This is a genomic window from Streptomyces roseolilacinus, assembly GCF_014649335.1.
GTDB classification, from domain to species: Bacteria; Actinomycetota; Actinomycetes; order Streptomycetales; family Streptomycetaceae; genus Streptomyces; species Streptomyces roseolilacinus.
In genome coordinates, this window is the sequence record NZ_BMSV01000001.1 from 250,880 (window position 1) to 269,277 (window position 18,398).

Sequence of the window (18,398 nt, forward strand, 5' to 3'; positions counted from 1 at the left end):
GTGTCCCCCGAGGAGCCGTTCGCCCCATGGCCACCACGAAGATCCTTGACGACGTCCTGGGCACCCAGCCCGCGCCCGCTCTGTGGCTGGTCCTCGTGACCGCCGCGGCCGCGCTGCTGGTGACCGCGGTGGGGGTGCTGTGGCGGACGGCGCGGGGCGCGGTGACGATCGCCCACGAGGGCGGCCACGGCCTGGTGGCGCTGGTCACCGGGCGGCGGCTGGAGGCGATCCGGCTGCACTCGGACACCAGCGGGCTGACCGTGAGCCGGGGCAGGCCGACCGGCCTCGGGATGATCCTCACGGCGGCCGCCGGGTACACGGCGCCGTCGCTGCTGGGGCTGGGCGGGGCGTGGCTGCTGGCGGACCACCGGATCACGTTGCTGCTGTGGGGGGCGACGGCGCTGCTGATCGCGATGCTGGTGATGGTCCGCAACGCCTACGGGGTGCTGAGCGTCGTGGTGGCGGGCGGGGCGTTCCTGCTGGTGTCGTGGCTGACGGAGCCGCAGGTGCAGGCGGCGTTCGCGTACGGCGCGGTGTGGTTCCTGCTGCTGGGCGGGGTGCGGCCGGTGTTCGAGCTGGGGGCGAAGCGGCGGCGGGGGGAGGCGCGGGACTCCGACGCCGACCAGCTCGCCCGGCTCACGCACGCTCCGGCGGCGGTGTGGATGTTCTTCTTCCACACCGTCTCGCTGTCCTCGCTGATCGGCGGAGGCCGCTGGCTGCTCGGTCTGTGACCTGCCCGGCCCACTAAAGTGAGGGGCATGACCGATACCCCCGCGCACCTCGACCTCTGGCCCGCCCCGCACGCGAGCGGCGCGGTCGACGCGACCGTTTCCGTGCCCGGCTCCAAGTCGGTCACGAACCGCGCCCTGGTACTGGCCGCCCTCGCCTCCGAGCCGGGCTGGCTGCGCCGCCCGCTGCGGTCGCGGGACACGCTGCTGATGGCGGAGGCGCTGCGCGCGCTGGGCGTCGGCATCGAGGAGACGGTGTCGTCCAGCTCGACCGCCCCGGGCACCCCGGACGGGCGCGGTGAGGCCTGGCGCGTGATCCCGGCGGGGCTGCACGGCCCGGCCTCCGTCGACGTGGGCAACGCGGGCACGGTCATGCGGTTCCTGCCGCCGGTGGCGGCGCTGGCGGACGGCCCGGTCCACTTCGACGGCGACGCCCGCTCCCACGAGCGGCCGCTGCACGGCGTGATCGACGCCCTGCGCCTGCTGGGCGCCCGGATCGACGACGGCGGGCGGGGCGCGCTGCCGATGACGGTGCACGGCGGGGGCGCCCTGGACGGCGGGAAGGTCGACATCGACGCCTCGTCGTCGTCGCAGTTCGTCAGCGCGCTGCTGCTGTCGGCGCCCCGCTTCAACCAGGGCGTGGAGGTGCGGCACACGGGGCCGCGGCTGCCGTCGATGCCGCACATCCGGATGACCGTCGACATGCTGCGCGCGGTGGGCGCGCAGGTCGACGAGCCGGAGACGGGCGGCGAGCCGAACGTGTGGCGGGTCTCCCCGTCGGCGCTGCTCGGCCGCGACCTGGTGATCGAGCCCGACCTGTCGAACGCGCAGCCGTTCCTGGCGGCCGCGCTGGTGACGGGCGGCCGGGTCACGATCCCCGACTGGCCCGCGCGGACGACGCAGCCCGGCGACGCGCTGCGGGAGATCTTCACCGAGATGGGTGGTTCCTGCGAGCTGACGGACGCCGGTCTCACCTTCACCGGTTCGGGTCGGATCCACGGCATCGACGTGGACCTCGGCGAGGTCGGCGAGCTGACCCCGGGCATCGCGGCCGTCGCGGCGCTGGCGGACTCCCCCTCGACGCTGCGCGGCGTGGCGCACCTGCGGCTCCACGAGACGGACCGGCTGGCGGCGCTCACCCGGGAGATCAACGCGCTGGGCGGCGACGTCACGGAGACCGAGGACGGTCTGCGCATCCGGCCCCGCCCGCTGCGCGGCGGCGTGTTCCACACGTACCACGACCACCGGATGGCGACGGCCGGCGCCCTGATCGGCCTCGCGGTCGAGGGGGTACGCGTGGAGAACGTGGCGACGACCGCCAAGACCCTGCCCGACTTCCCCCAGATGTGGACCGAGATGCTCGCGATCGAGGCCTGAACGACATGCGCCGCTACGGCAGGAACGCCGACGAGGACGACATCCGCGTCCGCCCCAACCGCAAGGGGAACCGCCCCCGCACCAGCATCCGCCCCAAGCACGAGGACGCCGCGGAGGGCATGGTCCTCACCGTGGACCGCGGCCGGATCACCTGCCTCGTGGGGGACCGCACGATCACGGCCATGAAGGCGCGGGAGCTGGGCCGCAAGGCGGCGGTGGTCGGTGACCGGGTCTCGCTCGTCGGCGACCTGTCGGGGAACAAGGACACGCTGGCCCGGATCGTGCGGATCGGGGAGCGCTCGTCGGTGCTGCGCCGCACGGCGGACGACGACGACCCGTACGAGCGGGTGGTGGTGGCCAACGCCGACCAGCTGGCCATCGTGACGGCCCTCGCGGACCCGGAGCCCCGGCCGCGGCTGGTCGACCGGTGCCTGGTCGCGGCGTTCGACGGCGGCCTGGAGCCGCTGCTGGTGATGACCAAGTCGGACCTGGCCCCGCCCGAGAAGCTGCTGGAGCTGTACGGCGCGCTGGACATCCCGTACGTCGTGACGAACCGCGAGGAGCTGTACGACGGGGGCGCGGCCGACCGGGTGCGGGAGCACCTGACGGGCCGCACCACGGCGTTCGTGGGGCATTCGGGCGTGGGCAAGACGACGCTGGTGAACGCGCTGGTGCCGGAGGAGCGGCGCCGGTCGACGGGCCACGTCAACGCGGTGACGGGCCGCGGCCGGCACACCACGACGTCGGCGCTGGCGCTGCCGCTGGCGGGCGCCGGGGGCTGGGTGATCGACACGCCCGGCGTGCGGTCGTTCGGGCTGAACCACGTCGACCCGTCGCGCGTGATCCACGCGTTCCCGGACCTGGAGCCGGGCACGGAGGGCTGTCCGCGCGCGTGCAGCCACGACGAGCCGGACTGCGCGCTGGACGCGTGGGTCGAGGAGGGGCGCGCGGACACGGCGCGGCTCTACTCGCTGCGGCGCCTGCTGGCGACGCGGGAGCGGCACGAGGGCGACTGATCCGCCCGTCCCGGGCCGGTCCGAGGCCGCCGCACGGCTCCACGCGGCCGACGCCCGCGGTGTTCGCGGTGTCCGCGCCGGGCGGCTTCGGGTCGGGCCGCCGGGGCGGCCGCACGGGGCCCGGTGCGGTCAAGTGCCGCCGCGGGGGCTCGGGATAGAGTCGGGCGCATGGCCGACTACCACGATGACCTGCGCCTCGCCCACGCGCTGGCGGACGCCGCGGACACCGCCACGATGGGCCGGTTCCAGGCCCTGGACCTCAAGGTGGAGACGAAGCCGGACATGACTCCGGTCAGCGAGGCGGACCGGGCCGCCGAGGAGCTGATCCGCGGCCACCTCCGGCGGGCGCGGCCGGATGACGCGGTCCTGGGCGAGGAGTACGGCGTGGAGGGCACCGGTCCGCGCCGCTGGGTGATCGACCCGATCGACGGCACCAAGAACTACGTGCGCGGCGTACCGGTCTGGGCGACGCTGATCGCGCTGATGGAGGCCGACGACGAGGGGGGCTACCAGCCGGTGGTCGGGGTCGTGTCGGCCCCGGCGCTGGGGCGCCGCTGGTGGGCGGCGAAGGGCCTGGGCGCGTACACGGGCCGCGACCTCGCGTCGGCGACGCGCATCCGGGTGTCGAAGGTGGCGCGGATGGCGGACGCCTCGTTCGCGTACTCGTCGCTGACCGGCTGGGAGGAGCGGGGCCGCCTGGACGGTTTCCTGGACCTGTCCCGGGCGTGCTGGCGCACCCGCGCGTACGGTGACTTCTGGCCGTACATGCTGGTCGCGGAGGGCGCGGTGGACGTCTGCGCCGAGCCGGAGCTGTCGCTGTGGGACATGGCGGCGAACGCGATCGTGGTCCAGGAGGCCGGCGGGACGTTCACCGGGCTGGACGGCCGGGAGGGCCCGCACGGCGGCGACGCGGCGGCGTCGAACGGCCTGCTGCACGACGAGCTGCTGGCGTACCTGGGCACGCGGGACTGAGGGCCCTTCGCCCCGGATCGGCGGGGCCCTGCCGCGTGCCCGGCGGGCCCCTTGTCGTGTGCTCGCCGGGCCCCTTGTCGGGACCTCCTCGCGCTGCCACTCTGGAGCCCCCGCTTGTGCACTTGTGAATCCTTTCTCGCGGAAGGGTTCCCCAAGGAGGTGGCTCCCCCATGCTCGTCCGTGACGCCATGAGCTCCCTGGTCCTCACCATCGGCCCCGCCCACACGCTGCGCCAGGCGGCGACGCTGATGTCGGCGCGCCGCGTCGGCTCGGCCGTCGTCCTCGACCACGACACCCACCACCTCGGCATCCTCACCGAGCGCGACGTCCTCAACTCCCTGGGCGCCGGGCAGGACCCCGACCGGGAGACCGCCGGGGCGCACACGACCACCGACGTGGTGTTCGCGGCCCCGGGCTGGACGCTGGAGGAGGCGGCCGAGGCCATGGCCCACGGCGGCTTCCGGCACCTGGTCGTCCTCGACGGGCGGGGGCCGGTCGGGGTCGTCTCCGTCCGCGACATCCTCCGCTGCTGGGCCCCGGCGCGCCGGGCCGCGGTGGCGCTGGCCGCGGGCTGACGGGGGGCCCGCACGCGGCCGGACGCGCCGGAGGGCCGGCTCCCCCACGGGAAGCCGGCCCTCCGCCTACGACAAGCGGTCCAGTGCTGTCAGCCGCGCAGGGCCTGGACCGCGGCCTCCAGCCGCTTGCCGAAGTCTCCGTCGGCCTGACGGAAGTTGTTGATCGCGCGCTCGGCGATGTCCTCGCGCGACACCTGGGATATCGAGCCGGCCAGGTTCTCGATCAGGCGGTTCTTCTCCTCCTCCGTCATCAGCCGGTAGAGGTTGCCCGCCTGGACGAAGTCGTTGTCCTCGGCGTGGAGGGGCGCCGGGTGGTCGCCGGTCGCGCCGGTCACCGGGAGCGGCTGCCACAGCGGACGGCCGGTCTGCTGCGGGCCGCCGAAGCTGTTCGGCTCGTAGTTCTTGGCGCCCTTGTGGCGGCCGTCGTACAGGTAGCCGTCACGGCTGTTGGTGCGCGCCTCGGTGGCGTGCGGGCGGTTCACCGGCAGGTGGTCGGCGTTGATGCCGACGCGGTAGCGGTGGGCGTCGCCGTACCCGAAGAGGCGGCCCTGGAGCATCTTGTCGGGGGACGGGCCGATGCCGGGCACGAAGTGCGCCGGGGAGAAGATCGACTGCTCGACCTCGGCGAAGATGTTCTCCGGGTTGCGGTTCAGCTCCAGCTTGCCGAACTCGATGACCGGGTAGTCGGCGTGCGGCCACACCTTGGTCAGGTCGAACGGGTTGAAGCGGTACGTCGCGGCGTCGGCGGCCGGCATGATCTGCACGCCCACCGTCCACGTCGGGTACTCGCCGCGCTCGATCGACTGGCGCAGGTCGCGCTGGTGGGAGTCGGGGTCCTCACCGGCGAGCTTGTTGGCCTCGGCCTGGGTGAGGTTCTTGATGCCCTGGTCGGTCTTGAAGTGGTACTTGACCCAGAAGACCTCGCCGGCCTCGTTGTTCCACTGGAACGTGTGCGAGCCGAAGCCGTCCATGTGGCGGTAGCTGGCCGGGATGCCGCGGTCGCCGAACAGCCACGTCACCTGGTGCGTGGACTCCGGGGACAGGCTCCAGAAGTCCCAGACGTTGTCCGCCTCCTGCGAGCCCGTGTACGGGTCGCGCTTCTGGGTGTGGATGAAGTCGGGGAACTTGATGGCGTCCCTGATGAAGAACACCGGGGTGTTGTTGCCGACGAGGTCGTAGTTGCCCTCCTCGGTGTAGAACTTCAGCGCGAAGCCGCGCGGGTCGCGCACCGCGTCCGCCGCGCCGAGGTTGCCCGCGACGGTCGAGAAGCGCAGGAAGACCTCGGTCTCCTTGCCGATCTCGGAGAGGAAGTGCGCCCGCGTGTACGGCGTCACGTCGGCGGTCACGGTGAACGTGCCGTAGGCGCCCGCACCGCGCGCGTGGACCACGCGCTCCGGGATGCGCTCCCGGTTGAAGTGCGCGAGCTTCTCCAGCAGGAGCTGGTCCTGGACCAGAACCGGGCCGCCGATGCCCGCAGTCTCGCTGTTCTGGTTGTCGGCGACCGGCGCGCCGGCCTCCGTGGTGAGCGGTCCCTGCGTCACGTGCGCCTCCTGCGTGTCAGCAACAAGTCCTGTCCCTTGGCCAAAGCCGTTCCCGATCTTACAATGGACATTGTCTAAGTCAAGCCCGCATCCAAAGCCACACCCGTTCGGGACTGAGTCCCCCGCCTGTTAGGCTGAACTGCATGAGTGACCTGTTGGAACGCCTGCGCGGCCGCGGCTGGCGGATGACCGCGCAGCGCCGCGTCGTGGCCGAGGTCCTCGACGGAGATCATGTCCATCTGACCGCCGACGAGGTCCACGCCCGCGCGGCCGAGCGACTGCCCGAGATCTCCCGCGCGACCGTGTACAACACACTGGGCGAGCTGGTCAGTCTGGGCGAGATCCTCGAGGTGTCCACGGACCGCCGCGCCAAGCGGTACGACCCGAACGCGCACCGCCCGCACCACCACCTGGTCTGCGCGCGCTGCGGCGCGATCCGCGACGTCCATCCGACGGGCAACCCCCTGTCGGACCTCCCGGACTCGGAGCGCTTCGGCTTCGCGATCTCCGACGTGGAGGTCACCTACCGCGGCGTCTGCCCGAACTGCGCGGGCGCCTGACCCGCGGAAGACCCCGGAGAGCCCCCGGCGCGTGACGCGCCGGGGGCTCTCCGTCATCGCGGGCCGCCGCCTCCGCGTGCTCCGCGCCCGCGGCCCGCGTGCGGGGAGCCGGAAAACGCCGAAGGCCGGATCCTGGGATCCGGCCTTCGGTTTCAGTAGCGGGGACAGGATTTGAACCTGCGACCTCTGGGTTATGAGCCCAGCGAGCTACCGAGCTGCTCCACCCCGCGTCGGTGAACACCACCTTACGGGACCCCGCGGACCAGCGCAAATTCGTCACTACGCCGTCAGCTCGTGGTGCAGGGCCTCGCTCAGCCGGGCCGCCCGCTCGGCGACCTCGGTCGGGCCGAGCTCCTCGGCGCGGGCGCACCACCGCCGCCCCTCGGCCAGCTCGCCGCGCCGGGCAGCGAGCAGCGCCAGGCGCAGGGCGGCCCGCCCGTGGCCGGCCCGGGCGGCACGGCTCCACCACAGGGCGGCCTCCCGCTCGTTCCCCTCGCGGGCGAGCAGCAGCCCCAGGTTGAACGCGCCGTTGCGGCTGCCGGCCTCGGCGGCCTCCCGGTACCAGCGGGCCGCCTCCGCCACGTCGCCGCGCGCGGCGGCGAGCATCCCGACCCGCACCTGGGCGCGGCGGTGGCCCTGCTCGGCGGCCCGCTCGTACCACTCCTCGCACTCGCTCTTCGGCGTCTGCGGCTGGCCGAGCGTGTGCGGCTCGGGCGCCGGCTGCCGCGCGTCGAGGACGGTGGCCAGCCGGAACGCCGCCTCGGCGCTGCCGCTGCCGGCAGCGCACCGCAGGTGCCGCTCGGCCTCCTGCTCGTCGCCGTCGCGGAGCCGGGCCATGCCGACCTGGAGGGCGGCCTCGGTGTGCCCGGCCGCCGCGGCCCGCTCGTACCAGTCGAGCGCCGTACGGTCGTCGTCGCGGCCCGCGTAGAGGATGCCGAGGTTGAACGCGGCGTCGACGCTGCCCGCCTCGGCGGCCTTGGAGAACCACGGCTCCGCCCCGTGCGGGTCGCCCGCCTGGAGCAGGAGGATCGCCAGGGCGTTCGCCGCCTCGCGGTGGCCGGCGTAGGCGGCGCGCCGGTACCACTGCTCGGCCTGGGCGGTGCGGCCCTGGGCGGCGAACAGCAGGCCGAGGTTGTAGGAGCCGTTCACGTCGCCCGCGTCCGTGGCGGCGCGGTACCAGCGCTCGGCGGTCTGGTACTCGCCGCGGGCGGCGTGCAGGGCGCCCAGCGCGTTGGCGGCGTTGCCGTCGCCGTCCTGGGCCGCGCGCAGCCACCACACGGCGGCGCTCTCCTCGTCGCCCGCGTCGCGCAGGAGGAAGCCGAGGGCGCAGGCGGCGCGCGGCTCGCCGTCCTTCGCCGCCGTCAGGTACCAGCGGCCGGCCTCCTTCACCTCCCCGCGCTTCTCCAGGATCGCGCCCAGGTGCAGCGCGGCCCTGCGGTGGCCGCGCGCGGCGGCCTGCCGGTACCACTGCTCGACGCTGTCGTCGGTGTCGCCGGCCGGCTGCGCCTCACCCGTACGGGTGTCGGCCCCGCTCTGGTCGGCCCGCCGCTCCAGGGCGCGGGCGAGCCGGTACGCGGCCTCGCGGTGGCCCTGCTCGGCGGCGACGCGCAGCCAGCGCTCGGCGCCGGCGTCGCCGCGGTGCTCCATGAGGTCGGCGAGGGCGTACGCGCCGAGGGCGTGGCCCTGCTCGGCGGACTGGCGCAGCCAGTACTCGGCGGCGGGCTCGTCGCCGCGCTCCCGGTGGTGGCGGCCGAGGGCGTGGGCCGCGGCGGCGGAGCCGGCGACGGCGGCGACGCGCCACCAGCCGGCGGCCTCGTCGGGGTAGCCGCGCTGGTGCAGGAGGACGCCCAGGTTGTTGGCGGCGGCGCGGTCGCCGGCCGCGGTGGCGGCGCGCAGGTAGGGCTCGGCGCCGTCCAGGTCGCCGCGGCGCAGCAGCATGGCCCCGAGGACGCTCATCGACGCGGTGTCCCCGCCGTCGGCGGCACTGCGGTGCCGCGCCTCGGTCTCGACGGTGTCGGCGGTGGCCTCCGCGAAGTCCATCGCGGCGTCCATCGCGGCGGCGTTCCATCCCCCCGTGGTCTCCGGTGCGGCGTCGGCGTGGTCGATCGCCTCCGCGGCCCCTTCGGCGTGCTGTCGCTCGAACCGCCCAGTCTCCAACAGCGTCGCCCTGTCCCCCATGCATTTCATCGTCGCACCACCCGCGGCCTGCCTACACCTGGTATATCGCAGCCAGTGAGGTCACTTCAGCGTTTTGTCGACATGCCCACAGAGAGATAAGTCAAACACGTCACGCGCCAACTCCCCCCATGGGACACGGCTTTCGGGCCGTACACATGACCAGGGCCCGGATCCTCGAAGGATCCGGGCCCTGGCTTTCAGTAGCGGGGACAGGATTTGAACCTGCGACCTCTGGGTTATGAGCCCAGCGAGCTACCGAGCTGCTCCACCCCGCGCCGTTGTGTGTCCACCGTACCACGGCGCGGGAGGGGCGTTCCGCGGCCCCCTCGGCGGGGGCCGCGCCCGGTCAGCCGGTACCGCCCCGGGCGGTCCCCGGACTGGCGCTCGGGGCGGCGCTCGGAGTGGCGCTCGGGGCCGTGCCCCGGGCGGGGCCGCTCCGGGCGGCCGGGTCCTGGGGCGGCTTCTGGTCGGTGGCCTTGCGCTGGGCGTCGGCCTCGGCGGCCTGCCGGAGCGCCTCCGCGAGCGCCTGCTGCGCCTTGCCGTACGCCTCCCAGTCGCCCTTCTTGAGCGCCGCCTCACCGTCCGTGAACGCCTTCTGGGCGTCCGCGATGGCCTGCTTGAGCGCGGCCTCGCCGGTGGCCGGCGGCCTCGGCGGCTGCGGGGTCGTCGACGGCGGCGGGGTGGTGGGCGACTCGCCCTCCACGCCGAACACCGCGTTGAGCGCCGCCCCGAGGCTGTCCTCGAACCTCGTGGTGTCCTTCGTGGCGTCGCCCTCTGGCTTGCTCGCGTCGATGTACGACACCGCCACCTTCTTCAGCAGCGGGTAGAGCGCGCTGCGGCCCTGGGCGTAGACCGGCTCGACGTACAGGAACCCGCCGTCCAGCGGCACGGTGAGCAGGTTGCCGTACTCGATCTCCGAGTCGGCGCCCTTCATGTCGCGGACGAACGTCGCCACGTCGGGGAGGCTGTTGAGCTTGCTCTGCACCTGGGCGGGGCCCGGCACCTCGGACGTGACCCTCAGCAGCCTTATGCGGCCGTAGTCCTTGCTGTTCGCGTCGGCGTCGACGGCCATGAACCCGCCCAGGTTGGGCCGCCCGTTCGGGGTGAACGTCGTCGTCAGCGAGAACCGCTGCTCGGTGTCCCCGGGCATCTTCAGGCTCAGGTAGTACGGCGGGACCGCGTTGCCGTCCTTCTTCGTCGGGTCGGCCGGCACCTGCCAGGCGTCGGAGCCGCTGTAGAACTGGGCGGCGTCGCGCACGTGGTACCGGGTCAGCAGCTCGCGCTGGACCTTGAACATGTCCTGCGGGTACCGCAGGTGGGACTTCAGCTCGCCCTCGATGGCGCTCTTGGGCTGCACCGTGCCGGGGAACGCCTTCATCCAGGTCTTCAGGACCGGGTCCTCGGTGTCCCACTGGTACAGCTTCACCGAGCCGTCGTACGCGTCGACGGTGGCCTTCACGGAGTTGCGGATGTAGTTGACCTGGTTCTGCTGGGCGACGACCGCGCGGGTCTGGTTGCCGGCGGTCAGCGAGTCCGTGGTGGTGTCACCGAGGGTCGTGCGCGACGCGTAGGGGTAGCCGTTCGTCGTCGTGTAGGCGTCGACGATCCACTGGATGCGGCCCTCGACGACCGCCGGGTAGGCGTCGCCGTCGATGGTCAGCCACGGGGCGACCGCCTCCACGCGCTCCTTGGGCGTGCGGTTGTACAGGATGCGCGAGCCCTCGCCGATGGCCCCCGAGTAGAGGATCTGCGGCTCGCTGAAGGCCACGGCGTACGCGGCGCGGTTGAAGGCGTTGGACAGGCTGACGCCGCTGTCGCCGCGGTAGCTGGTGGTCCGCTCGCCGTTCGCCTCGTAGTCGAGCTCCTTCTGCGGGCCGCCGACGATCGAGTACTGCTCGGTCTTCTCGCCGTAGTAGATCCGCTGCTCGTACGGGCGGGTCTGGCCGGTGGTCGGCAGGCCGCTCACCGTGAAGACCGGGGAGCCCGTGGCGTCCACCGACGTGCCCGTGGCCATGATCGCGCCGTAGCCGTGGGTGTAGGTGAAGTGGTCGTTGATCCAGTTCCGCTTCGGGATGCCCTTGATGTTCAGCTCGCGCAGGCCGATGACGGTGTCCTTGCCCGCGTACCGGTCGACGTCGAGCGTGACGGGGAACTGGTAGTACTTCCGCTTCTGCTCCAGCTGCTGGAACGTCGGCGAGACGATGTTCGGGTCGACGAGCCGGTAGCTGGCCGCGTTGTCCGAGTCCCGGCGCAGCTGTTCCTTCGACTTGACGGTCGCCTTGCCCGAGTAGTTCTCGGGGATCGTCCCGTCGATCGCGTACGCCTTGCGCGTCGCCTCGATGTTCTTCTTGATGTACGGCGCTTCCTTGGCCTGCTCGTTCGGCTGGACCTGGAACTTCTGCACGATCGCCGGGTAGAGGCCGCCGATCAGGATCGCCGACAGGACCATCAGGCCGAAGCCGATGACCGGCAGCTGCCAGGTGCGGCGCCACAGCGTCGCGAAGAACAGCAGGGCGCAGATGACCGCGATGCAGAAGAGGATCGTCTTCGCCGGCAGGTAGGCGTTGGCGTCGACGTACCGCAGGCCCGTCCAGTTGCCCGCCGCCTTGAAGTCGCTGGACTTCACCGCCAGGCCGTACCGGTCGAGCCAGTACGCGACGGCCTTCAGCGACACGAAGACGCCGAGCAGCACCGACAGGTGGCCCGTGGCCGCGGCGGTGGCGCGCGCGCCCGGGCTGGTGACGCGCAGCCCGCCGTACAGGTAGTGCGTGAGGGCCGCGGCGATCAGCGACAGCACCGTGGCCGCGAAGCCGAAGCCGAGCAGGAACCGGTACCAGGGCAGGTCGAACGCGTAGAACGCGACGTCCATCCGGAACTGCGGGTCCTTCTCACCGAAGGGCACGCCGTTGACCCACATGAGCCAGGTGCGCCACTGGCCGGAGGCGGACGCTCCGGCGATCAGGCCGACGAGCGCCGTGATCGAGAGGAGCACCCACTTCTTGTACGGGGCCACGCCCATGCGGTACCGGTCGAGGCTCTGCTGCTCCAGCGACATCGCGCTCAGCGGAGGCCGCAGCCGGTGCGCGAGCCAGATGTTCAGCCCGACGGCGAGGCCCATCAGGAGACCGAAGACGGCGAACATGCCGACCTTGGTCCACAGGGTGGTGGTGAAGACGGAGGAGTACTCGACGGACCGGTACCAGAGCCAGTCCGTCCAGAACCCGGCGAACATGACGAAGAGCATGGCCAGGACGGCCAGCACCCCCAGCGTCATGAGCAGGGTGCGGGCCCGCCGGGACGGCCGGCCGACTCTGATCCGTGGCCCGGTCGGGCCTCCGCCGCGGTCCGGCATCTGGAAAGCCAACGTGCGCCCCTCGAGTTCGCGGTCGTGTGTGCTGCTTGTTCGGTGCTGCGGCCCCGGTTCTTCGCGGGCCCTACTGATGCAACTTACTGAAGCTTTACCTGGTTCCCGTCTTCGGGTCGAGAAGAGGCAGGATATTGACCATGTCCAACGTTTCCCCCTCCGGCCCTCCGATGGCCGCCGGTCCGCTCACACGCGCGGTCCTCGAGATCGACGAGTACGCCTCGGGGCTCGGCTGGGACCAGCCGGCCCGCCTGTTCGCCCTCGTCGACACGGCGCGGCTGCGCGCCGACGAACCGGAGCTGGCCGCCCAGCTCGGGCTCGACACCGACGAGGCCGCCGCGCCCCTCACCCCGATCGAGCAGGACGAGCTGCCGACCGGGGCCCCGCTCGACGAGTTCCTCGCGACGGTCGCCTGGCCCGACGCGGTCACCGGCTGCGCCCTGACCGTGGAGCGGCTGATGCTCCCGCCGTCCGCCGAGGGGTCCGTGCCGGACGGCCTCGACGAGGCGGGGCTGGCCCGGTGGGTCGCGGCCCACCCGGAACGGCAGGAGGTGCGGATGACCGTGGCCGTCCTGCGCAACGGCGCGCGCGAGTCGGCGATCCGGCTCCGCGCGAAGGACTCCCCCACGGAGGTCCTGACCGGCTCGGACCTGGTGCCGGGGCTGGCGGAGGCGCTGTCCGCCACGTTCGAGGGCTGACCGCCCGGCCCGTGCCGGGAGCGGACGGGCCGGGGCCCCGGGTCCCTGGCCGGCGGTCCTGCGCCGGGCCGCAGGGGCCCGGGGCCGGCGCGGCCGTGGGCCGGGGGGAGCCGTCGGGGCTCCCGTCCCGCCCGGTCAGCTCCGCGAGCAGCCGGGGAGGCCCGCGGTCTCGCCCTTGCGGACCTTCTCCAGCGACGTCACCGCGTCCGCGATCGTGTCGACCTTGATCAGCGTCAGCCCGTCCGGGACGTCCGACGCGGCGGCCCGGCAGTTGGCGGCCGGGGTCAGGAAGTACCTCGCCCCGGCGGCGCGCGCGCCCACCAGCTTCATCTCGATGCCGCCGATCGGGCCGACCTTGCCGGTCTCGTCGATGGTGCCCGTACCGGCGACGAAGCGGCCGCCCGTCAGGGCGCCGGGGGTCAGCTTGTCGACGATGCCGAGGGCGAACATCAGGCCGGCGCTCGGCCCGCCCACGTCGTCGAGCTTGATGTCGATCCGGAACGGGAACGTGTGGTCCGTGCCGGCCTGGATGCCGACGACGGCCCGGTCGGCGTCGCCCGCCCGCCGGGTGGTGACGGTGACCGCCTCGGTGGTGGTCGGCTCACGGCCGGCCTTCTCCGCCGCGGCGGCGTCCTCGGCCGGGACGATGGTGAAGTCGACCGGCTTGCCGGGCCGCCGCTTGGTGACGATCGCCGCCACGTCCTTGGGCTCCCGTACGGGCGTGCCGTCGACCTCCTTGATCACGTCGCCGGCGTGCAGCCTGCCCTCGGCGGGGCTGTCCTTCTGGACGGACGAGACGATCACGCGGGACGCCACGGGGAGGTCCAGCTGCCGGAGCGCGGCGACACGGGCGCTCTCCTGGGACTGGCTGAACTCCTCGGCGTTCTCCTGCGTGGACTGCTCCTCGGTCTTGCCGTCCGGGTAGAGCGTGTCGTGCGGGACGACGACGCTGTCGTGGGCGAGCCATCCGGCGACGGCCTCGACGAGGTTCATCCGGTACTCCGCACCGGTGACCCTGACGGTGGTCATGTTCAGGTGGCCGGATGTGGGGTACGTCTCGTGGCCGGAGATCCGGAGCACCGGCTCGCCTCCGGAGTCGCCCAGCGTGTTGACCGTGGGCCCGGGGCTCATCTCGGAGTAGGGCACCGGGATGAGCACTCCCGCGCAGAGCAGCGCGATGAGGGAGAGGGTGGCGGCGAGCATCGTCACGGTGCGGCGTGGCATGGAACGACAGTACGGGACCGGTTCGTCAGTGCACCCTCGGGGCCGCCGTCCGGGGTGATCGTCAGACGGATCGGCCGCGGGAGTGGACCCGGTCCATCGCGTCGCGGAAACGCGCGTAGCCGTCCAGCTCGGCTATGTCCTCGGTGGTACGGCTCCGCGCGGCCCAGCCCCCCCATATCGCGGCGCCGACGGCAGCCGACAGCGGAATCAGCAACCAGGCGAGTGCTGCCATCACGACCTCCCCAGAGTGAAAGCGACTGGCTGATCAGCAGATTAACCAGCTGTCCTTTCAACGCTGCTGCCGGGGAGGGGGTTACGCAAATCGGGCGGTGGGGCGGCGGCGGAGGCGGTTCAGCAGGAGCCCACCCACTCCTCGGTGCCGTCGGAGAAGCGCTGGTGCTTCCAGATGGGGACCTCGTGCTTGAGGTCGTCGATCAGCCTCCGGCACGCCGCGAACGCCTCCGCGCGGTGCGGGCACGACACGGCGACGACCACCGCGAGGTCACCGACCACCAGGTCACCCACCCGGTGGACGGCGGCGAGGGCGCGTACCGGGAAGTCCGCGACCACCTTCTCCGCCACCCTCCGCAGCTCGGCCTCGGCGGTGGGGTGGCCGGAGTAGCCGAGCGCGTCCACGTCGGCGCCGCCGTCGTGGTTGCGCACGGTCCCGACGAAGAGGGCGGTGCCGCCGGCGGCGTCGTCGCCGACGGCCTGGAACACCTCGTCGAGGGAGAGCGGCGTGTCGCGGATCGCCAGCAGCCGGATCGGCTCGTCGGCGGCGCGCTCGCCCGGGTGGTCGTGGAGGGGGGCCATGCCCCCATCGTGCCGCACGCCCCCGCTCCACGGAACTGCCCGTTCGCCCGGTGGACGCCCCGCCGCCTTGGAGCCTCCTACAGGCCCGGGCCCGGTCCCCGCCTCACAGGCCCCGTCTCACAGGCCCCGGCGGCGGCGGGCCCGGCGGACGAGGGCGGCCGTGCCGAGGAGGGCCACCGTGGCGCCCGCCGCGCCCGCGGCCGTGGCGTCCTTGCGGCCGAGGCGGCGGCCGGCGACGGTGTGGCGGCCGGCGACCTCCTCCAGGAGCGCGGCCAGCACCTCCTCGTTGGTCCAGGCGGGTCGCCAGCCGGCGTCGTGGAGCCGGCCGACGCTCACCACCCACGGGTGCATCGTGTACGCGAGGTCGCCGGCCGGTGACGGGGTGAGGCCGATGCGGTGCAGCCGGGCCGCCGCGCCCAGGGCGACGGCGGACGGCAGTTCCATCCGCCGGATGCCGCTGAGCTCCTCGACCTCCTCCTGCTCCAGCCACCCGTCGCAGCCGACGGCGAACTCCCCGTCGACCTTCTCCAGCGCCGCGTACTCCAGCGCGCTCACCAGGTCCTCGACGTGGCAGAACTGCCAGGCCGGCCGCGACCCGGCGACGACGAGCAGCCGCGGTGACTCGAAGTAGCGCGTCAGGGCGGTGTCGGTGCCCCCGACGAGGACGGCGGGGCGTACGACGGTGACGTTGAGCCCCGGGTGCGCGCGGGGGGCCCGGCGCGCGAGGCGCTCGATCTCCAGCAGGTCCCCCACCCCGGTCGCCTCGGCGGTGGCCCGCAGCTCGGCGTCCTCGGAGAGCGGGACGTCGTTGTCGGGGAGGGCGCCGTACACCATGGCGGAGGTGCACAGCACGACGCGGCGGACTCCCGCCGCCGCGGCGGCCGTGAGCACCGTCTGCGTGCCGCGTACGTTGTACGCGGTACGGGCGGCGGAGTCGGTCTCCAGGTCGAGGTCGAGCGCCAGGTGCACCACGACGTCCGCGCCGCGCAGCTTCTCGGCGATGGCCGGGTCCCGTACGTCCAGGATGTGCCACAGCGCCTCGGACACCTCGCCGCGGCGCTCGTCGATCGCGATGACCTGCTTGATCTCCTCGGAGGCGGCGAGGCGCCGGGTCAGCAGCTCGCCGACGCCGGTCGCGGCGCCGGTGACCGCGACGACGGGGCCCCGGGCGGCGGACGGGGTTGAGTGGTTTCGCGCTGCGCGAACCTGCGGATCTGGGGAACTCACCAGGCGTCTCCAGCGGTTGTCTTCAGTACGTACGCGGACGACGCGTGCGCACCAGGTGACGTCCATCCTGCCGCAGCCGGTGCGCGGACGGAGCACCGAGCCCCACACCCGGCGGGGATGTCTACGCTGGGTGTGATGTCGGGCCACCGCCGTCGGCACAAGGCCGGCGGCCCAACGAGCCGAGGAAACCCGTGAGCGACACCCCATTCGGATTCGGCGTTCCGCCGGAGGAGCCGGACGACGGCGACGAGGGCAAGAAGAAGCCCGAGGGTGGTGCCAACCCCTTCGGGTTCGGCGGGCTGCCCGGCGGCCAGGGCGGCGCGGACAACCCGTTCGCCGCGATGTTCGGGTCGTTCAACCCGGCCGACCTGGGCGCGGCCTTCCAGCAGCTCGGCCAGATGCTGAGCTACGAGGGCGGTCCCGTGAACTGGGACATGGCCAAGCAGATCGCCCGCCAGGCCGTCTCCCAGGGCACCCCGGACGGCACGAAGGACGCCAGCGTGGGCCCCGCCGAGCGGAAGGCCGTCGAGGAGGCCGTGCGCCTGGCCGACCTGTGGCTGGACGACGCGACGTCCCTGCCGTCCGGGTCGGCCACCGCGGTCGCCTGGTCGCGCGCGGAGTGGGTCGAGGCGACGCTGCCCGCGTGGCAGCAGCTCGTCGACCCGGTCGCGGAGCGCGTCGGCACGGCCATGGGCGACGTGCTGCCGCAGGAGATGCAGGCCATGGCGGGCCCGCTGATCGGCATGATGCGCTCCATGGGCGGCGCCATGTTCGGCCAGCAGATCGGCCAGGCCGTGGGCGCGCTGGCCGGCGAGGTGGTCGGGTCGACGGACGTCGGCCTGCCGCTCGGCCCGTCGGGGAAGGCCGCGCTGCTGCCGCTGAACGTGACGGCGTTCGGCCGTGACCTGAGCGTCCCGCTGGACGAGGTGCGGCTGTACCTGGCCCTGCGCGAGGCGGCCCACCAGCGTCTCTTCGCGCACGTGCCGTGGCTGCGCTCGCACCTGTTCGGCGCGGTCGAGGGGTACGCGCGCGGGATCAAGGTCGACACGTCCAAGCTGGAGGACGCGGTCGCGCAGCTCGACCCGTCCAACCCGGAGCAGCTCCAGGAGGCGCTGCAGCAGGGCATGTTCCAGCCGGAGGACACGGCGGAGCAGAAGGCGGCCCTGGCCCGGCTGGAGACGGCGCTCGCGCTGGTCGAGGGCTGGGTGGACGCGGTGGTGCACGCGGCGGCCGGTTCCCGGCTGACCTCGGCCGACGCGCTGCGGGAGACGCTGCGCCGGCGCCGTGCCTCGGGCGGGCCCGCCGAGCAGACCTTCGCGACGCTGATCGGCCTGCAGCTGCGGCCGCGCCGCCTGCGGGACGCCTCGCGGCTGTGGGCCTCGCTCACCGACGCGCGCGGCGTCGACGGCCGGGACGCCCTGTGGGCGCACCCGGACATGCTGCCCACGGCGACGGACCTGGACGACCCGGACGGTTTCGTCCACCGCGAGCAGCTGGACTTCTCCGAGCTGGACAAGATGCTCGGCGAGGCCGCCGACCGCCCCGACGAGGACGGCAAGGACGACACCGACCGGTGAGCCTGCGCGGCGACGCGGTCCTCGTACTGAAGGGGTACGAGGACCAGGAAGAACTGCGCCGCGCCTACCTGGACCACCTCTCGGCGCACGAGGACGCGATGTGGAAGGCCTGCGCGGCCGGCCACCTCACGGCCAGCGCGCTGGTGGTGGACCCGGAGCGCGGCCGGGTGCTGCTGACCCTGCACCGGAAGCTGCGCATGTGGCTCCAGATGGGCGGCCACTGCGAGCCCGGCGACCGCACGATGGCGGCGGCGGCGCTCCGCGAGGCGACCGAGGAGTCCGGCATCCCGGGGCTGGTGCTGCTGCCGGGCGGCCCGGTGCGGCTGGACCGGCACGCGACGCCCTGCGCCTGGCACCTGGACGTGCAGTACGCGGCGGTGGCGCCGCCGGACGCGGTGGAGGCGATCAGCGACGAGTCGCTCGACCTGCGCTGGTTCCCGTACGACGAGGTGGCCTCGGTCGCCGACGGGTCGGTGGTCCGGCTGGTGGAGCGGACCCTGGAGCGCCTGTAGCCGCGAGGCGCCCGCCTGCGGCAGGACGGCGGGGGG

Annotated in this window: 16 protein-coding genes and 2 tRNA genes; 9 read left to right on the forward strand and 9 right to left on the reverse strand. The window is 73.4% G+C overall.

The features are described from left to right. Positions 1 to 26: 26 nt before the first annotated feature. The 5 genes from IE106_RS01095 (at position 27) to IE106_RS01115 (ending at position 4,668) form a co-directional block, all read left to right on the forward strand. A complete protein-coding gene (locus IE106_RS01095; RefSeq protein WP_189529314.1) occupies positions 27 to 731 on the forward strand; it encodes a M50 family metallopeptidase in 705 nt (234 codons plus the stop codon). Positions 732 to 758: 27 nt separating this feature from the next. Further along, positions 759 to 2,105, forward strand: coding sequence for a 3-phosphoshikimate 1-carboxyvinyltransferase (gene aroA, locus IE106_RS01100; protein WP_189529315.1), 1,347 nt, complete (start codon positions 759 to 761; stop codon positions 2,103 to 2,105). 5 nt (positions 2,106 to 2,110) lie between these two features. Continuing rightward, on the forward strand, positions 2,111 to 3,121 hold the full coding sequence (rsgA, locus tag IE106_RS01105) for a ribosome small subunit-dependent GTPase A (protein ID WP_189529316.1): 1,011 nt from the start codon (positions 2,111 to 2,113) through the stop codon (positions 3,119 to 3,121). Between the two features lie 168 nt (positions 3,122 to 3,289). Next, the gene (gene hisN, locus IE106_RS01110) at positions 3,290 to 4,093 is read left to right on the forward strand and encodes a histidinol-phosphatase (RefSeq protein ID WP_189529317.1); all 804 of its coding nucleotides are present in this window, start codon (positions 3,290 to 3,292) and stop codon (positions 4,091 to 4,093) included. A 170-nt stretch (positions 4,094 to 4,263) separates the two neighbouring features. After that, on the forward strand, positions 4,264 to 4,668 hold the full coding sequence (locus IE106_RS01115) for a CBS domain-containing protein (RefSeq protein ID WP_189529318.1): 405 nt from the start codon (positions 4,264 to 4,266) through the stop codon (positions 4,666 to 4,668). A gap of 89 nt (positions 4,669 to 4,757) precedes the next feature. Here IE106_RS01115 and IE106_RS01120 read toward each other — a convergent pair whose 3' ends face one another. Further along, positions 4,758 to 6,209, reverse strand: a complete 1,452-nt coding sequence (locus IE106_RS01120; RefSeq protein WP_189529319.1) for a catalase — start codon at positions 6,207 to 6,209, stop codon at positions 4,758 to 4,760. 143 nt (positions 6,210 to 6,352) lie between these two features. Between IE106_RS01120 and IE106_RS01125 the strand changes: the two genes are divergently transcribed. Further along, positions 6,353 to 6,769: a Fur family transcriptional regulator gene (locus IE106_RS01125; RefSeq protein ID WP_189529320.1), complete on the forward strand. Its 417-nt coding sequence runs from the start codon at positions 6,353 to 6,355 to the stop codon at positions 6,767 to 6,769. Between the two features lie 156 nt (positions 6,770 to 6,925). On the opposite strand, the gene IE106_RS01130 is transcribed toward IE106_RS01125, so the two are convergent. The 4 genes from IE106_RS01130 to IE106_RS01145 all read right to left on the reverse strand — a co-directional run bounded on the left by IE106_RS01130 (position 6,926) and on the right by IE106_RS01145 (position 12,299). Beyond that, positions 6,926 to 6,999, reverse strand: a tRNA-Met gene (locus tag IE106_RS01130). 49 nt (positions 7,000 to 7,048) lie between these two features. Then, positions 7,049 to 8,956 carry a tetratricopeptide repeat protein gene (locus IE106_RS01135; RefSeq protein WP_189529321.1) on the reverse strand — a complete coding sequence of 636 codons (1,908 nt, stop codon included), beginning with the start codon at positions 8,954 to 8,956 and terminating at the stop codon, positions 7,049 to 7,051. A 192-nt stretch (positions 8,957 to 9,148) separates the two neighbouring features. Continuing rightward, positions 9,149 to 9,222: transfer RNA gene (locus IE106_RS01140), tRNA-Met, on the reverse strand. 71 nt (positions 9,223 to 9,293) lie between these two features. Continuing rightward, complete coding sequence (locus tag IE106_RS01145; RefSeq protein WP_189529911.1) at positions 9,294 to 12,299, reverse strand: UPF0182 family membrane protein; 3,006 nt, start codon at positions 12,297 to 12,299, stop codon at positions 9,294 to 9,296. 152 nt (positions 12,300 to 12,451) lie between these two features. Between IE106_RS01145 and IE106_RS01150 the strand changes: the two genes are divergently transcribed. After that, complete coding sequence (locus IE106_RS01150; RefSeq protein WP_189529322.1) at positions 12,452 to 13,009, forward strand: PPA1309 family protein; 558 nt, start codon at positions 12,452 to 12,454, stop codon at positions 13,007 to 13,009. A 135-nt stretch (positions 13,010 to 13,144) separates the two neighbouring features. Here the strand turns inward: IE106_RS01150 and IE106_RS01155 are convergent, their stop codons facing one another. The 4 genes from IE106_RS01155 to IE106_RS01170 form a co-directional block, all read right to left on the reverse strand. Then, positions 13,145 to 14,233, reverse strand: a complete 1,089-nt coding sequence (locus IE106_RS01155) for a YlbL family protein (protein ID WP_189529323.1) — start codon at positions 14,231 to 14,233, stop codon at positions 13,145 to 13,147. Between the two features lie 61 nt (positions 14,234 to 14,294). Beyond that, complete coding sequence (locus tag IE106_RS01160) at positions 14,295 to 14,465, reverse strand: hypothetical protein (protein ID WP_189529324.1); 171 nt, start codon at positions 14,463 to 14,465, stop codon at positions 14,295 to 14,297. A 119-nt stretch (positions 14,466 to 14,584) separates the two neighbouring features. Then, a complete protein-coding gene (locus IE106_RS01165; RefSeq protein WP_189529325.1) occupies positions 14,585 to 15,046 on the reverse strand; it encodes a molybdenum cofactor biosynthesis protein MoaE in 462 nt (153 codons plus the stop codon). Between the two features lie 117 nt (positions 15,047 to 15,163). Beyond that, entirely contained in the window at positions 15,164 to 16,273 is a 1,110-nt protein-coding gene (locus IE106_RS01170; RefSeq protein WP_189529326.1) for an SDR family oxidoreductase, read from the reverse strand. Between the two features lie 191 nt (positions 16,274 to 16,464). On the opposite strand from IE106_RS01170, the gene IE106_RS01175 reads away from it, so the two are divergent. Then, positions 16,465 to 17,850, forward strand: coding sequence for a zinc-dependent metalloprotease (locus IE106_RS01175; protein ID WP_189529327.1), 1,386 nt, complete (start codon positions 16,465 to 16,467; stop codon positions 17,848 to 17,850). Next, positions 17,847 to 18,362 (forward strand): NUDIX hydrolase, encoded by a 516-nt coding sequence (locus IE106_RS01180; RefSeq protein ID WP_189529328.1) that lies wholly within the window; start codon positions 17,847 to 17,849, stop codon positions 18,360 to 18,362. The genes IE106_RS01175 and IE106_RS01180 overlap by 4 nt, the downstream gene beginning before the upstream one ends. The last annotated feature ends 36 nt before the right edge of the window (positions 18,363 to 18,398 follow it).

Excerpts from the sequence above, each read along its gene's own strand:
- IE106_RS01135 (WP_189529321.1), bottom strand. The coding sequence starts at position 8,956 with ATGAAATGCATGGGGGACAGGGCGACGCTGTTGGAGACTGGGCGGTTC.
- aroA (WP_189529315.1), top strand. The coding sequence starts at position 759 with ATGACCGATACCCCCGCGCACCTCGACCTCTGGCCCGCCCCGCACGCG.
- IE106_RS01115 (WP_189529318.1), top strand. The coding sequence starts at position 4,264 with ATGCTCGTCCGTGACGCCATGAGCTCCCTGGTCCTCACCATCGGCCCC.
- IE106_RS01165 (WP_189529325.1), bottom strand. The coding sequence starts at position 15,046 with ATGGCCCCCCTCCACGACCACCCGGGCGAGCGCGCCGCCGACGAGCCG.
- IE106_RS01125 (WP_189529320.1), top strand. The coding sequence starts at position 6,353 with ATGAGTGACCTGTTGGAACGCCTGCGCGGCCGCGGCTGGCGGATGACC.
- rsgA (WP_189529316.1), top strand. The coding sequence starts at position 2,111 with ATGCGCCGCTACGGCAGGAACGCCGACGAGGACGACATCCGCGTCCGC.
- IE106_RS01095 (WP_189529314.1), top strand. The coding sequence starts at position 27 with ATGGCCACCACGAAGATCCTTGACGACGTCCTGGGCACCCAGCCCGCG.
- IE106_RS01155 (WP_189529323.1), bottom strand. The coding sequence starts at position 14,233 with ATGCCACGCCGCACCGTGACGATGCTCGCCGCCACCCTCTCCCTCATC.
- IE106_RS01160 (WP_189529324.1), bottom strand. The coding sequence starts at position 14,465 with ATGGCAGCACTCGCCTGGTTGCTGATTCCGCTGTCGGCTGCCGTCGGC.
- IE106_RS01145 (WP_189529911.1), bottom strand. The coding sequence starts at position 12,299 with ATGCCGGACCGCGGCGGAGGCCCGACCGGGCCACGGATCAGAGTCGGC.
- IE106_RS01150 (WP_189529322.1), top strand. The coding sequence starts at position 12,452 with ATGTCCAACGTTTCCCCCTCCGGCCCTCCGATGGCCGCCGGTCCGCTC.
- hisN (WP_189529317.1), top strand. The coding sequence starts at position 3,290 with ATGGCCGACTACCACGATGACCTGCGCCTCGCCCACGCGCTGGCGGAC.